At 45.3% G+C, this 15,732-nt stretch carries 12 protein-coding genes; 2 read left to right on the top strand and 10 right to left on the bottom strand.

The genetic code is table 11. The features are described from left to right. Nucleotides 1-58 precede the first annotated feature (58 nt). The 9 genes from mutS to RHM67_RS09945 form a co-directional block, all read right to left on the bottom strand. Nucleotides 59-2,668, bottom strand: coding sequence for a DNA mismatch repair protein MutS (gene mutS, locus RHM67_RS09985; RefSeq protein ID WP_322232067.1), 2,610 nt, complete (start codon nt 2,666-2,668; stop codon nt 59-61). Nucleotides 2,669-2,884: 216 nt separating this feature from the next. Next, nucleotides 2,885-3,601: a DUF2071 domain-containing protein gene (locus RHM67_RS09980; protein ID WP_322232066.1), complete on the bottom strand. Its 717-nt coding sequence runs from the start codon at nt 3,599-3,601 to the stop codon at nt 2,885-2,887. Between the two features lie 289 nt (nt 3,602-3,890). Next, nucleotides 3,891-6,356: a cytochrome c biogenesis protein CcsA gene (ccsA, locus tag RHM67_RS09975; protein ID WP_322232065.1), complete on the bottom strand. Its 2,466-nt coding sequence runs from the start codon at nt 6,354-6,356 to the stop codon at nt 3,891-3,893. Between the two features lie 9 nt (nt 6,357-6,365). After that, complete coding sequence (locus tag RHM67_RS09970; RefSeq protein WP_322232064.1) at nt 6,366-6,779, bottom strand: cytochrome c maturation protein CcmE; 414 nt, start codon at nt 6,777-6,779, stop codon at nt 6,366-6,368. Between the two features lie 864 nt (nt 6,780-7,643). Continuing rightward, nucleotides 7,644-9,080, bottom strand: a complete 1,437-nt coding sequence (locus RHM67_RS09965) for a Glu/Leu/Phe/Val dehydrogenase (protein ID WP_322232063.1) — start codon at nt 9,078-9,080, stop codon at nt 7,644-7,646. A gap of 158 nt (nt 9,081-9,238) precedes the next feature. Then, nucleotides 9,239-9,439 (bottom strand): CcmD family protein, encoded by a 201-nt coding sequence (locus tag RHM67_RS09960; protein ID WP_322232062.1) that lies wholly within the window; start codon nt 9,437-9,439, stop codon nt 9,239-9,241. Nucleotide 9,440: 1 nt separating this feature from the next. Further along, the gene (gene ccsA / locus RHM67_RS09955; RefSeq protein WP_322232184.1) at nt 9,441-10,106 is read right to left on the bottom strand and encodes a cytochrome c biogenesis protein CcsA; all 666 of its coding nucleotides are present in this window, start codon (nt 10,104-10,106) and stop codon (nt 9,441-9,443) included. Between the two features lie 286 nt (nt 10,107-10,392). Continuing rightward, nucleotides 10,393-11,610: a carboxypeptidase-like regulatory domain-containing protein gene (locus tag RHM67_RS09950; RefSeq protein WP_322232060.1), complete on the bottom strand. Its 1,218-nt coding sequence runs from the start codon at nt 11,608-11,610 to the stop codon at nt 10,393-10,395. Beyond that, entirely contained in the window at nt 11,610-12,293 is a 684-nt protein-coding gene (locus RHM67_RS09945) for a heme exporter protein CcmB (protein WP_322232059.1), read from the bottom strand. The genes RHM67_RS09950 and RHM67_RS09945 overlap by 1 nt, the downstream gene beginning before the upstream one ends. A 201-nt stretch (nt 12,294-12,494) precedes the next feature. Here RHM67_RS09945 and RHM67_RS09940 point away from each other — a divergent pair, with 201 nt between their 5' ends. Together RHM67_RS09940 and RHM67_RS09935 are read left to right on the top strand one after the other, a co-directional pair. Further along, nucleotides 12,495-13,307 carry an SDR family NAD(P)-dependent oxidoreductase gene (locus RHM67_RS09940; protein ID WP_322232057.1) on the top strand — a complete coding sequence of 271 codons (813 nt, stop codon included), beginning with the start codon at nt 12,495-12,497 and terminating at the stop codon, nt 13,305-13,307. Then, the gene (locus tag RHM67_RS09935) at nt 13,307-13,792 is read left to right on the top strand and encodes a methylated-DNA--[protein]-cysteine S-methyltransferase (RefSeq protein ID WP_322232056.1); all 486 of its coding nucleotides are present in this window, start codon (nt 13,307-13,309) and stop codon (nt 13,790-13,792) included. The genes RHM67_RS09940 and RHM67_RS09935 overlap by 1 nt, the downstream gene beginning before the upstream one ends. On the opposite strand, the gene RHM67_RS09930 is transcribed toward RHM67_RS09935, so the two are convergent. Further along, complete coding sequence (locus RHM67_RS09930) at nt 13,776-15,722, bottom strand: hybrid sensor histidine kinase/response regulator (protein WP_322232054.1); 1,947 nt, start codon at nt 15,720-15,722, stop codon at nt 13,776-13,778. The genes RHM67_RS09935 and RHM67_RS09930 overlap by 17 nt on opposite strands. Nucleotides 15,723-15,732: the final 10 nt, after the last annotated feature.

Here is a 15,732-nt window from a genome sequence, read left to right as displayed (position 1 = left end):
GAAGGGAGGGCTTAATATTAAAAGTCTCCCCTTACGGGGGGGGGGATTAGAGGGGGCCCTACCCCTTTATCACCCTTTGGATCTCATCCAGCTTCATCAAAGCCTCTACCGGGGTTAGGGTATTAACATCGAGGTTGTTCAGCGTATCGCGGATTTTTACTAATACCGGATCATCTATTGAGAACATCTGCATCTGTACGGCTTGCTTCTGCACCTTGCGGATGCTTTCTTTGATATGTTCGCCGCCGGTGCGTTCGTTTTCCAGTTTTTTGAGAATCTCATTGGCTCGACTCAAAACCTTTTGCGGCATCCCGGCCAGTTTAGCTACATGGATCCCGAAACTATGCTCACTGCCACCGGGTACCAGTTTACGCAGGAAGATGATCTGCTGCCCAACTTCCTTAACCGAAACATTGAAGTTTTTGATGCGGTTAAAGCTGTTACTCAACTCATTCAACTCGTGGTAGTGAGTTGCAAATAACGTTTTCGCCTTTGCAGTTGGGTGATTGTGCAGGTACTCGCCTATTGACCAGGCGATAGAGATCCCATCATACGTTGAAGTACCACGGCCTATCTCGTCAAGCAAGATCAAACTGCGGTCACTTAGGTTGTTGAGGATACTGGCGGTTTCGTTCATCTCCACCATAAAGGTAGACTCGCCCGAGGACACGTTATCTGATGCGCCTACACGGGTAAATATCTTATCTACCAAACCAACCGACGCCGCTTTGGCAGGCACAAAACAACCCATCTGCGCCATTAATACGATAAGGCCGGTTTGCCTTAGCAATGCCGACTTACCCGCCATATTGGGGCCAGTAATGATGATGATCTGCTGCGAATCCGAATCCAGGAAAACATCATTGGTAATGTATTCCTCGCCCAATGGTAAATTCTTTTCTATCACCGGGTGGCGGCCGCCTTTTATATCCAGCACACGGCTTTCGTTCACATCCGGTTTAACGTAGTAGTTTTTGATGGATATGGTAGCAAAATTCAGCAGCACATCCAGGCGGGCTATCAGGATAGCGTTCAATTGGATGGGCTTAATATATTCTGCAAGGGCGTACAGCAGGTCGTTGTAAAGTTTGGTTTCCAACACCAATATCTTTTCTTCGGCGCCTAAGATCTGCTCCTCGTATTCTTTCAGTTCGGGGGTAATGTAGCGCTCGGCGTTCACCAGCGTTTGCTTGCGGATCCACTCCGTTGGCACCTTCTCGCGGTGACTGTGCGTCACTTCTAAATAATAGCCAAACACATTATTGAACGAAACTTTCAGCGATGGGATGCCGGTAGCCTCAGCCTCACGTTTTTGGATCTCTAACAAATAACCTTTACCACCAAAAGCGATCTTACGAAGGCGGTCAAGCTCCTCGTTGATACCCTCGTTCATTACCGAACCTTTTACCATCATAACGGGTGGCTCGGGGTGTAATTCGCGGGCTATTTTTTCTGATATGGATGTACACGGGTTTAGCTGCTCGCCAATGGCCTTCATCGGCTCACTTGCCGATTCCATAGTAAGTTTCTTAATGCTCTCGATAGCTACCAAAGCCTTCTTCAACTGACAAACCTCGCGCGGATTAGCTTTTTGCAGGCCTATCTTAGAAATCAACCTTTCCAGGTCGCCTATCTGGCGAATCTGGTTTTGCAGGGTTTCGCGCAGTTCTTCCTGGGCTATCAGGTATTCTACAACGCCAAGGCGGTCTTGTATGGGCTTAATTTCTTTAAGCGGCATCACAATCCAGCGGCGCAGCATCCTTGCGCCCATGGGCGAGCAGGTATGGTCTAATACATCAACCAAAGTCAGCGCGTTTTCGTTGCTCGAGCCCACCAACTCCAGGTTGCGGATGCTGAACCTGTCCAACCATAGGTACCGGTCTTCTTCTATCCGGCCAATGGCCGAGATATGCTGCAGGTTGCGGTGTTCGGTCTCATTCAAATAATGTAGTGCCACACCGGCAGCTACAATGCCCAGGCTCAGTTTTTCGATACCAAAACCTTTAAGCGATTTTACGCCGAAATGCTTTAGCAGCGTTTCCTGCGCGTAATCGCCGCTATAAGGCCAATCGTCGAGGGTGTAGGTGTAAAAGCGGTCGCCATAGGCGTCTTTAAAATCCTGCTGACGGCTTTTAGGGAAAATGATCTCGCTGGGTGCATAGCTTTGCAGCAGCTTATCAATGTAGCTTGTACTGCCCTGCGCGGTCAGGAATTCGCCTGTTGATATATCTATCAGTGCTATACCAATACTATTCTTTTCGAAATATAGCGAAGCGAGGTAGTTGTTGCTCTTTTGCTGCAGGATATTATCGCTGGTGGCAACGCCGGGGGTAACCAGTTCGGTAACGCCGCGTTTAACGATGGTCTTGGTGGTTTTAGGGTCTTCCAGCTGGTCGCAAATAGCCACGCGCTGGCCTGCACGCACCAGTTTTGACAAGTATGTATCCAGCGAATGATGCGGGAACCCGGCCAGCTCTATATGCGTTGCGGCACCATTGGCCCTGCGGGTGAGCGTAATGCCCAAAATGCCCGAGGCTTTGATGGCATCGGCCCCAAAGGTTTCGTAAAAATCGCCCACGCGGAACAGCAGCAAAGCACCGGGGTACTTAGCCTTTATGGCGTTGTATTGCTGCATTAAGGGGGTTTCTTTGGTTTCGGTCTTAGCCAAGGGTATGTCCTGTTTTAATAATCTGCTAATTTAATCCATTGCCTGCGGAATAAGGGAATTGTGGAAAAGTTAAAGGGATGTGGAGAGAAGAGGTAAAAGCGGAAAGGTAAAAGGTGAAAGCTAAAAGGCGAAAGGTTTGCCTGTCAGTCTGAGCTTGTCGAAGACTTGTGCACTTTGCTAATGGTTCGACAGGCTCACCATGACAATAGTTTAAAATTAACAGCAAACTTTATTCGCTACCGACGACCATTCATGCTCAATATCGGTCATCAGTAAAGCATTGTCGAACGTTACAGAGCCTTTGGGGAATATCGTTTCATCTTCAAAAAAGCTGGACTTTACATTGCTTACTTCAAGCGGGCTCATTTCCCATTTATAGGTATTCAACAGCAAGCCCTCTAACTTATTGCCGTTTGGCGAATAGCCCAATGCCCCGCCTTTGAAGAATGCTGATACCTCGTCCATGTCTTTAAATACCGAAGTGGTGTTCAACTGGTCGGTCAATTTTGCATCTACGCTAATGGTTGTACCGTCCGAACTATTGAAAGCTACGTGGTAATTACCATCCTTTTCCTGCACATTAAACTTAGCACGGTAATGTTTACCCGGGAAAACCCTGCCCCCTGTTATCGTATTAAAAAGCGATGAAGTATCCCTGCGGGGAATATAAACGCCTTCCTTTAGCACACCGTCTTCCATCCATTCCACAGCAAAACGGTGGGCGCCATTCTCCGATCCCATACCAAATATAACCGGCAGACCTTTGATCCGTACGTCCTTTAACCTAATGAGACAAATCCCTGCAATGGCCTTACCTGCAACTAACTTTGGCTTGAACGGGCCGGGGATAACTTTCGCCGCAACCTCCGGGTCAACCGTAAAGTTAACCAGCATGCGCCGGTCGATTATTCCTTTAATTTTCGGTATCCACATTGGTGTAAATTAGTAAATTTTAGTTATAATATTAAACCCAAACCGTCATTGCAAAGTACGAAGCAATCACTACGGAGGCAGAGCGACCCTGTATAGCAAAGAGATTGCTTCTTACCAACGACGCGCGGAAAAAAGAGACGCGAAGTATCGCGTCTCTACGAAAAATATAATGTAGAGGCGCGATACTTCGCGCCTCCTTGCATACAGTTGGCAAAAACAAATAAGCCACAGAATATCTCTGTGGCTTATTAATATCCTATTCCTCCGTTAGCTAACGGAGGCCGGGGGGCTAAACAATCTTCACCTCTTTATTCCTCCTCAATATCGACATGAAGAAACCGATCACCATAATGATGGTACCTGCCCATAATAAGTTAATGTATGGGAACTCGATAGCTTTCATTACAATGAATTTCTTTTTGCTTTCCGGCTGCTGGTAAACGGTTATTTCTACCTTACCATCTGCCAGGTTTTTGCCTGGGATAATTTTGGTAAAGCGCAGTTTTAAACCTGCATCTTCTATCTTCTTGCCAAAATCAAACACGGCGCGGCCTTTTATCATGTAAACAGGTTCGCTTTGGTATTTTTTACCGTGTGTGGTAATTTCCAGTTGCGCGCCTACGGCTATGTCTTTATCGGTAATGGGGATATTTTGCAGTTTTACGTTATTGTTTAAGCCTTTTAAAACGATGATTCCGTCGCGGTAGGTCATAGTGTCGCCAACGGCGATTTCGTGAGTCACAGGGGCATCGTATTTCTTATCGTCGGTATTATCGCCATGCTGACCCTCTTCTTCTTTTGGCCCGGTGGTGATCACGTTAGTCATGGTGATGTGGGTGTACAAGTCATGGAACGGATAATGTTTGGTATCCGGCGTTGACGACATACCACCCTGCGCCTGTATAACATTCGGCCTTAATACAAAACTTTCGGTTGTTTTGCCGTCTTTAATGCGTTTGTAATTGATGTTAAAGAAATGGCTTGCGCCCTCGATGGTATCGCTCGTAAAAGTTACCATATAGTCTCCCATTTTAAGCGGCTCGTTCTTGTAAAGCAGGATATTCTCTTTAGGGTTTTCGTCTTTCGCAAAGTCTGCGCTGTACTGCTCTCCGGCCAGGTTTTCTGAAACCACCTTTTTTGTACCCGCGGAGATTAAAGCCCCAACCAATAACAGTCCGAAACCAATGTGCGCCACAGCAGAACCGGCCAGTTTAAACTTGCCTTTAATGGCGTCGGCCAGAATTTTTCCGTTACTTACAATAGTGTAGATAGAGCAAAGCATCACAATGATGAACACAAAATGCAGCTTGTAAAATCCCGTAGCGTAAATAACCAATGCGGTTATCAGCGCGGCAAAGCCAAAGTATACCAGCGTGGTAATGAAGAAACGGGTAGTGTCGGTCTTTTTATATTTCAGGAACTGGGCGAAGCCGCTTAGTAAGGCGATGATGACCGCGAACGATGCCTGGATAACGTTATAGTGTTTAACAGGATCAGTTGGTGGCGCCATTTTAGTGCCAAACGCCAGGTTCCAAACCGGGATGGATGTTACCAAAACTAAGTGAAAACACGAAAGGCTTAAGAAGATAGCACCTACGAACATCCAGAACTCGCGCGAGTAAGTTTCTTCGTCCTTTTTGGTGATGGGCATTTCCTTAAAGCGGCTGATCAGCAAATAAACCGTAATAGCCAGGAACACCAATATGCCGATGACCAATTGCCAGAACAGGCCAAGATCGGTAAAGGCGTGTACTGATGATTCGCCAAGTACCCCACTCCTTGCCAGGAATGATGAATACCAAACCAGCACAAATGCCACCAGGGTTAAAAACGTAGCGGTAAAATATGAGTGACCGGTATTTTTATAAACGACCATGACGTGTACGGCGGCAACCAATATCAGCCAGGGGAAGATAGAGGCGTTCTCTACCGGGTCCCATGCCCAAAAGCCACCAAAGTTTAACGATTCATAGGCCCAGAACGAACCCATGATAACGCCCGTGCCCAATACCATACAAGAGAACAACGCGTATGGGATAGCGGGCTGCACCCACTCTTTATAGCGCCTTTTCCATAAGCCGGCCACCGCGAAAGCAAATGGCACAACCAGTGATGCCGACCCTAAGAACAGCGTTGGCGGGTGGATGATCATCCAGTAGTTTTGCAGCGAAGGGTTCATGCCCTTGCCGTCTTTTATAAAATCGAGATAGTTTGGATTTTGGAAGATAGGACCTTCGATGCCCGAACTGCGCAACAACATAAACGGCGAACTGCCAATGTGAGCGCTGCCAATTTGCAGGCCAAGGATCATGGTGCCTAACACTACCTGCGATAAGGCAAGTGTAGTCATCACCGGTTTCTCCCATGATTTTGCTTTCCAGATCAGGATATTACCCAATACGGCTTCCCAAAACATCCACAGTAAAAATCCGCCCTCTTGTCCGTTCCAAAAACCCGAGATGAGGTAGTAAACAGGCAGCTCTTTAGAGGTGTACGACCATGCGTAATGGTATTCGAAATAATGATTGTAAAGGATGTAGAACAAACAAACACCCATGCCTATGATGGCCACGGTGTTTAACCAGTAGCCTATGCGGCCAAGGCGCAACCACGAGTTATCGCTTTTGGCAACAGTTTCCTGCGTGGCGAAAAAATAACAGATAAAAGAAAAAAGGGCTGCCCCGAATGCAAGTACGACAAAAAACTGGCCCAACTGCCCTGGTAACAGGTGTTCGCCTTTAAAAACTGTATTCATTAAATTTGATTATATACTGGCGCTCTTTTTGGCGCTCACTTCGGTAACATTCAGTTTGCCGTCCTGGTATTTCGACGGGCATTTCATCAGTATCTTAGAAGCATGGAACTCTCCACCGGTCATTTTACCGGTAAGCACTATCTGCTCCGAACGCTCAAAATCCTCCGGCTTGGTACCACTATAAACCACCTTGCACTCCTCGCCTTTATTATCTTTCATGTAAAAAGAGAAGTAGTTGGCATCCTTGGTAGCATCGTAAAACAATTCTTTGGTTTTGTTTAAACGGCCAACCACGTGCAATTCACTTTTGGTGGATTTTGCATCATTAAAAGAACCGTAAGTACTTGTATTTGAATAGGTGCTGATAATAACCGCAATGGCGATAGCAATAACAACGATACCTATAATTGAGCTTTTCTTCATTAATTGATATTTTCCTGTATTACAGGTTACAAAAATACAAAACGCAAAGCTAAATAAGTTTATTACAAGGGATATATATTATTTAGAATCGTTATTGATAGGGTTTGGGTTTTTATTGTTGGGTATTCAATGGTTTTATTGTTGGGAAGACGTAGTTGAGTGTTATTGTGTTACAAATGGTTTAGAGTTTAGAGTTTAGAGTTTAGAGTGAAATGTTTCCTTGCAGAGATTTGTTTTAAACTTTTAAACTAATCAATCACTAATCTTTAACACGGGCGTTGCCTGCGGCCCGGGCTATACGTTGCAACTCCTCATTCCAGGCTGCTGATAGAAGCAGCCTTACATTCCGGGGTTTCCACTGCTATCCCCAACGCAAAAATTCCAATTTGTCATGCTGAGCGATAGCGAAGCATCTGATCGCCGACATGTATTTGCTATTTGTCTGAACCTGAATTTACCGAATTAATGAATTTTAAAAATATTTCTTTTTTCAAAAGCGCGGGCCTAAACGTCAAAGCGGGCGGGCCGGAGTATGGCGGGAATGTCGGTTTAGCTTCGAAGTCCGCGCATGCGGCGAAAAAGCGTTAAGAACCGGCAGGGTGGGCGGAAGCATCGCTTTGCTTTTGGTTCGTTTTCGTTGTGGCTAAGACAAAGAAAATGAACTTCCACAAGCTTGGCGTTAATCACTTCCGCACCTAACTAAGAACTAATCGGCAACTTGTCTTATCTAACAAGATTTATCTGCGATGAGTTTCCTGCGGTCGGTTCACCTCGTTCAATGACATGGTGGACTTTAGTAAACAAAAAAAGAGCGCCTTTCGGGCGCTCTTTTAATATTATAATGGGGATACTATCCCCAATACATCACGGCCAAACACCAAGGTTTTGGTATGACACGGCTATTTTGTTGATGGCGCCAACCATGGCTGCGTTACGCAGGGTGCCAATGGCAGGGTTACTTTTATAGATCTCGCGGATCTCGTGGTATGAGCGGATCATGGTATCTTCCAACCCGGAGTTTACCAACTCTAACTCGGTTGCACCTTTAACGATAGTCGAGCGTTGTATCGGCGTTAATGGTACACCGGTGATACCTTCTACCATGTTAACCAGGTTTAGGTTTGAGTTTTCTTCGAACCTGCGGTTAATACGGCCAAATGCTACGTGGCTCAGGTTTTTCAACCACTCAAAGTAAGATACGGTAACACCACCGGCGTTAGCATACATATCCGGGATGATCATACCTCCTGCTTTGTAAAACGCTTCCTCAGCTTCCGGCGAAGTTGGGCCGTTTGCACCTTCGGCAATAATTTTTGCCTTAATGCTGCCAATGTTTTGGATAGTTATCTGGTTCTCTAACGCGGCAGGTACCAAAATATCACATGGCTGCTCCAGGCCGTCCATAGTGTTTTTAAATTCTTTTTTAGCGCCGGCATATCCTAAGATAGAACCGGTTGCTTTGCGGTGCTGAAATACAGCTTCCACATCAAGGCCATCCTCGTTGTAAATAGCGCCTTCAAACTCGCAAAGGCCAACGATGACAGCACCAAACTCTGATAAAAATTTTGCAGAGTAGTAACCCACGTTACCCAAACCCTGTACAATTATTTTCTTGCCAGATAAGCCGGTGGTTAAGCCAATTTTCTGCATATCCTCGCCAACACTAACACACTCGCGTACGGCAATTGCCACACCACGGCCGGTAGCCTCACGGCGGCCTGCAATACCGTGTAATGAAATTGGTTTACCTGTAACCGCGCCTAAAGCATCAAGCTGGCCCGGGTTCATGGTAGCGTATGTATCGGCTATCCAGCCCATTTCGCGCTCGCCCGAACCGTAGTCAGGTGCAGGCACGTCAATGCTGGGGCCTATAAAGTTTTTCTTAATAAGCTCTACCGTGTAACGGCGGGTAATGTTCTCCAGCTCGCTAACGGTGTAGTTTTTGGGGTTGATCTTGATACCACCTTTTGCACCACCAAAGGGCACGTTTACGATGGCACATTTGTAGGTCATTAGGGCAGCAAGGGCCATAACCTCATCCTCGTTCACCATTTCGCTGTAGCGGATACCACCTTTTGTTGGCGATTGGTGGTGCGAGTGCTCTACACGCCAGGCATCTATAACTTCAAAGCTATTGCCTTTGCGTATCGGGAAACGGAAACGGTAAACACTGTTGCATGATTTGATCTGGTCTAACAAACCGGCATCGTGCTGGGTGAACTGCGCCGCATGATCGAAGTTTTTACATACATCACCAAAAAAGTGAGTATCCTGATCTGCGGTCGGATTATTGATATTCATAATTTAGAATTGGATAAATAATTAATTCCTTAAAAAAGTGCACAAATTTGGTATATTTTTTATCAATAATGCAAATTTAAAAAGTTAGTGTATCGCTTACACATCATATAAAACCCTACCCTATTCTGGGTTTAAACAGCATAGCGCTATTTTTTGATTTAATTTTCTTTCTCTATTTTTTTTAATCTCCTGTCAATAGTGAACAGGTAAACAGCCAGGCCGGCAAATACAATTACAATGGTTCCTATCACCACGTAAATTTTGCCTTCGCTGCGCATTTTGTCGGCCATTTCAACATTTTGTGCTTTTACAGCTACAAAACACAGCATCATTAATATCAGGGATACAATTCTTTTCATCTTAGTTGATTGCGTTCTTTTTATATTCAATTAAACGGATGCGGTAGCGGATAGTGGCTATCCAAACCGCCATTAACGACCAGGCGATAAAAGCAGGGTACAATACAACACGCATGCGGTTATCCATATCCAATTTACCAAAAGCAGGGTTGCCACCGTTACCGGGGTGCAGCGAATCGGTCATGCGTGGCAATACCATGATCAGCACGATCATCACCGGGAAAGCGAAAATATTATATATGGCCGAGATCTTGGCGCGCTTTTGTTCCTCGTCTATCGAGTTACGCAGCACCAGGTAGGCGCAATAAAGCAGGAATGCTATGGCAGCGCTATTTTGCTTAGGGTCGTTGCTCCAGTACTCGCCCCAGGTGTAGCGGGCCCACAGCATGCCGGTTATCAGCCCTAAAACAAAAAAGAAAATGCCTGTATTAGCCGCCTCAACAGCAATAAGGTCGTACTCCTCTTTACCCGTTTGTAAATATTTTATACTGTAAATTACCGATATGGTGAACACCGTAAACATGGCTATCCACATAGGTACGTGGAAGTAAGTGTTGCGGATGGTTTCGTGGAGTATCTCTAACCTTGGCACGCCAAGCAGGAAACCGGCAACAAGCGTGTAAAATATCATTACAACTGCTAATACTTTCCACCAGGTTTGATAAATGAATTTCATATATAAATTATGTTGCAAATGTACTAATTAGATGATTTGATTTATGCACTCCACGTTATTATTAGCAATGTTTCATTATGCATGCATATCAATTATGATTGTTATTTTAAGATGTTGGTTGAATTGAAAGATTGATAGGGGTTTACATTTGTGTGATGGGCTAATTTTGAGGCAGCGTAGCAAGCAGACGCGAAGTATCGCGTCTTTGGCCTGAGACATACTTATCTAACAAGATTCATCCTCGTACCTCGTTCGGAATGACAAGGGGAAGTGTTTATCAATTCACCATCTGCTCCGACGGTTCATAATCAACCGGCAGTAGGTTGGCCAGTTTGGCTTTACTCCACGTCCCCTCATACAGCGGACTATCCGCCACCACAGTACCGTTAAGGTCAAAATACACGGCGGGACTAAGCAGCGTTATCACGCTGGTTTCAAAGTTCTCCATATCCAGCGGGCGATACAGGTCTTTAAAGTCCTGCGTTTCGTGTTTTTTGGTGTAAACCACATATAGGTAATTGGGAAATGTCATCACAAATAAGCCGTCTTGCGGTGGTTTACGAATGATCTGGTAAGCAGTTAAGGCAGGTTTGGTAAGTTTCTCTTTATACCAACGGGGCATATCCTGCTGTGCTAACCAATACCTTGTGGAATCGCGGTTAAACATCTGGAACTGCTTTAGCTTGCGTTGTATTAGCAGATCTGGCGCGCGGTTAGGGTCGATGGTTCGGTTAAAATCGTAGATCTCGAACCCTTCCTGCTTAAGCTTGTTCTTATACAATGACCTGTAAAAATGCCTTGCCGAACCATAGTAAGCTTCATCACGTTTTAACTTCCATTTAGCTTTTTGCGCTTCGGTACCGGGCAGTTCTTCGAACAGCGCACGGCCGGCGTAGCTTATAGTGTTGTTAAGGCTGCTGCTTAAAAACTCCTTCAGCAAAAACTTAACCCTATAGCCAAGGGCATCATTTTCCATCACCAAAAATTCATCGGTTGATGCCTCCAGCTCCATTTTTTTACGGCTATAAGCCAGGTTCAGGATTCTCGGGTTCTCTATCTTACAATATTTGGCGTTTTCGGTAACGCCTATAAAATCTTTCTTAAACAGTTCAAAATTCTTCTTCCAGTCGGCATTGCTGGTGATGATCACTTCGCGCATCATCAGCACCTTTGGCGTAAGCGTTATAGCTAAGTTATTAGCTGCCGACCCTACCATTACCTTTTGGGTGTACTCTTCAAAACCAATGGCAGATACAATTAGATCGTACTGACCGGGCTTAACACCCCGCAGGGTGAATGTGCCATCATCATTAGTGGCCGTACCAAATGTGGCGTTATTTAAAAACACACTGGCTTTTGCTACCGGGTTATTTGAGCCTGTAAGCACTTTACCGCTGATAACGCTTTGGGCGGCCGCGGTAAAACTGAGGGTTATGCAAACAAATAAAAAGCACCAGCGGCGCATTGTAAAATGGTGTTTTGTGATTGAAAACATTAGTCGCGCCACAAGTATGGGAAAAGTATTAATGATGACGCAATAACGATGATATTTATTGCTAATAACACACCAATGTTACCAAAGCTAAGGCTGCGGTCTATCCCATCCATAGCGGCTTTGCTTACCCTAACCAGCAAAAGTATTACCGGGATAATAACCGGGAAGCTAAGAATAGCCATTAGCGTGCCGTTATTGCCTGCCTTTGATGCGATGGCCGAAATCATGGTGAACACGGTAGAAAAACTCATGGCGCCAAGCAGCACAGCTACAAAATAGAACAGCTCATCGCCTACCGGATTAGGGAAAAATAGCTTATAAACCAGTAAAGCCAAAACGCTTAAAAGCGACATCAGCAAAGTATTGTAAATGGTTTTAGACAGGATGATTGCCTGCGGATGCGCGATGGAATAATAATAAAGCAAGCGCGCTTTGCTCTCCTGCAAAAAGCTTTTGGCTATGGCGTTTACCGATGCAAACAGCATAATGATCCAGAACAGGATGTTCCAAACTATGGGGTAACCCTGGCTCTCTTTAAAACCCGGGTTAAGGTTAAAGGATATGTAGCAGACAAACACGGTAGAAACGATATAAAGCAGGATGCCATTGAAGGCGTATTTGGAGCGCCATTCCAGGATAATTTCCTTCTTTAAAAGTTCAATAGTTTGCCCCACAAGTTTCATACTACAAAGTAAGCTAAAAAGTTGGGAAGTCGGAAAAGTCGAAAGTTGGAGGTATAAAACATGTCATGGTGAGCTTGTCGAACCATTAGCCGGGCGCTCAAGTCTTCGACAAGCTCAGACTGACATTTTACTTCGGACTTCCCGGACTTTTCTCACTTTCGGACTTCCCGACTTTTCCGTCTAAAAACTTACCTTAGCACCATGAAAAACCTGCAGCTAAATAATAAATGGGTATTGGTAACCGGCGCATCCAGCGGCCTTGGGCAGGAAATGGCCCGCCAACTGGCAAATGTGCACAAAGCCAACCTGATCATAGCCGCCCGCCGTGCCGATAAGCTGAACGCGTTAAAGGCCGAACTGGAACAAGACGCAGGTATCAAAGTAAAAGTGATTATTGCAGACCTTTCCATCCCCGAAGAGGCCGACCGTGTAATTGCCGAGAGCATTGCAGATAATAATTTATATGCCGCCATCTTAAATGCCGGAGTAACCTACTTTGGCCGCCATACCGAACTGGCTTGGGACAACTTTGAAAGCATCCTTAAAACCAACGTAATTGGTGTAGTACGCATGACCAACAGCCTTGTAAAATATTTTGAACAACCAGGTACGCAAGGCGGCCTGATGCTGGTATCCAGCATGGCAGGGTTCTTCCCGGTGCCCTACCAGGCGGCGTATTCTGCAACTAAGGCGTTTATTACCGCTTTTGGCAACGCCCTGCATAATGAACTAACCAACCCTGATTTTTCCATAACTGTATTTGCACCCGGCGGCATCGCTACCGAAATGACCGACAACAGCAAATTTAACGAGCTTAAAGGCTGGCTGATGCCTGTAAGTGTGGCATCAGAAGAAGCTATACACGCATTGGTTACCCGCAAGTACAATTATGTACCGGGCCTGCTTAATCGCCTTGGTAACGTGTTCATGAACTTTTTGCCAAGCAAATTTATTAGCGGTAAAATGAGCAAGGTATATTTAAAATCGCTTAACAAAGCGCAGAAAGGGTCATAATGCAAGAAGTATATCACCGCACACCCGTTGGCGTGGCCCTGTTGGTTGCGGATGATACGCATTTGATGAAGGTTTCCATCCGCGATGAGGACGTGGAAGAAACCACAACTAACTCCCCCATCCTACTGGAAACCATCAAACAACTGGACGAGTATTTTGCCGGGGACAGGAAAGGCTTTGACCTGCCGCTAAACCAGCCAGGATCAGATTTTCAGCAAACGGTATGGCAGGAGCTGTTGAACATCCCCTACGGGACAACTATTACTTATAATCAGCAATCGCATAAAATGAAAAATCCGCTGGCTATCCGCGCAATTGCGGCAGCCAACGGAAAAAATGATTTATGGGTGGTAGTTCCATGCCACCGCGTTATTGGTAGCAACGGCAGCCTTACCGGTTATGCAGGTGGCCTTTGGCGAAAGCAGTGGCTATTAGAACACGAGGCCCGGGTAATGGGCAACGGCCAAACTAAGCTGGCTTTTTAACCTCGGGCTTAGCTTTTAAAAGCTTCAGTATTTTGGCGTGCAGCTCGTGCGCCTCAAATGGTTTTGCCAATACATCATTCATCCCTGCAGATAATGCCTCTAACTGTTCGTGCTCAAAGGCCGATGCAGAAAGGGAAATAATAGGCACACTGCGCATCGGCTCCTCAAACTCGGTGCGGATCATGCGGGCAGCCTGGTAACCATTTAAGCCCGGCATGTGGGTATCCATCAGTACCAGATCGTATTCGTTCACTTTAAGCAAGTCAATGGCTTTGTTGCCGCTATCGGCTGTTTCCACGGTAACATTCCAGTCCTTTAACATCTTCGATACCATAAACTGGTTGATCATGTTATCTTCGGCCACCAAAACGCGTACGTTCACAAACGGGGCCAATTTTTTATCCAGCTTTAGCAATTTCTTTTCGGGCTTTGGTTTAGCTACGCCAAACCAGTTGGTAAAGTTAAACACGCTACCCTGCCCAACTTTGCTACTTACGGCAAGGTCGCCCCCTTTAAGTTCTACCAGTTTTTTTACAATAGTTAGGCCAAGGCCTGTACCACCGTATTTGTTGGCCGTGTCATCTTCGGCTTGCTCAAACGATTCAAATATTTTCGACAGCCTGTCTGTAGGGATGCCTATACCTGTATCCTCCACGCTAAATTTCAACTTAACTTTATCATCTAGCTTTTGCAGTACAGATACGGTAAGCTTTACGTGGCCACCATGGGTAAATTTAATAGCATTACTCAGCAAATTCATAAGGATCTGGTTTAACCGTAACGAATCTACCTGTAAACTCTGAGGCACATCGTTATCTATCTCCAGTAAAAACTCGATGTCTTTTTCATCAGCATTAAACTTCAACAGCCCAAATACAGAATTTACTATATTACGCAGGTTATTGGCCGAACGTACAATACTAAATTTACCAGCCTCTATTTTTGAGATATCCAACACATCGTTTATCACACCCAATAACGAGCGCGATGATGTTTCCAGCATATCCAACAGGTTGCCCTGCTGCTCGTTTATAGGCGATTTACGCAACAGGTTACTCAGGCCAATAATGCCGTTAATGGGTGTGCGCAATTCGTGGCTCATATTAGCCAAAAAGGTTTCTTTTACTTTTTTACCGTATTCGGCAAGCTCTTTAGATTTGATGAGCTGCTGTTGATAGCTCTTTTGCGGCGAACTGTCGCTGATATTGATAAAGATAGTTTTACCACGGAAGGATGCACGGCATTCCACCCAGATAACGCGTTTGTCGAAAGTATTAAACTGAAATTCGAGTACCGAAAAATTCCGGTTATCTCTAATGATCTCACCCAGTTTCCTGCGCAGATCGGCACGGTCGGCTTCAATGGCAAGGTCAACTATACTTGTCCCAAAAACCTCGGTTTGTTTAAAACCTAAAATGGCTTCAACTGCAGGGTTAACAGTTTTTATGCGTAGCGTATCGGCATCAACAGAACAAATAATGTCCGCGCTGTTTTTTACCACCATGGCAAAGTTCTGCAGCTCGTCGTTCTTTTGTTTGATCTCTTCCTGCTGGCGGGCGAGGGTTACAAAGGCATCAACTTTTGCTGCTGTTATATAAGGGTCGAGTGGTTTAAAAAGATAATCTACAGCGCCGGCGCTAAAGCCTTTAACAGCATACTTGGCTTCTTTAGATATGGCGGTAACGAAAATTACCATAATATCCTTTGTACGGGGATTTGATTTTAGCATCTCTACCAGTTCAAAGCCATCCATTTCGGGCATCTGAACATCAATAAGTGCTATTGATATATTGTTATCCCAGGCAATTTTGAGGGCATCATTAGGCGAAGTAGTGCTAAATAACCGTATATCTGTACGGGTAAGCAATGCTTCAAGTGCTATAATATTTTCCTCCCTATCGTCAACAATAAGGATATTAATGGGGGTCATCTAATTATTA

Source organism: Mucilaginibacter sp. 5C4, from assembly GCF_034345625.1.
GTDB classification, from domain to species: Bacteria; Bacteroidota; Bacteroidia; order Sphingobacteriales; family Sphingobacteriaceae; genus Mucilaginibacter; species Mucilaginibacter aurantiaciroseus.
Note: the sequence above shows the minus strand (reverse complement) of the source record. Positions and strands in the feature narration are given on the sequence as shown.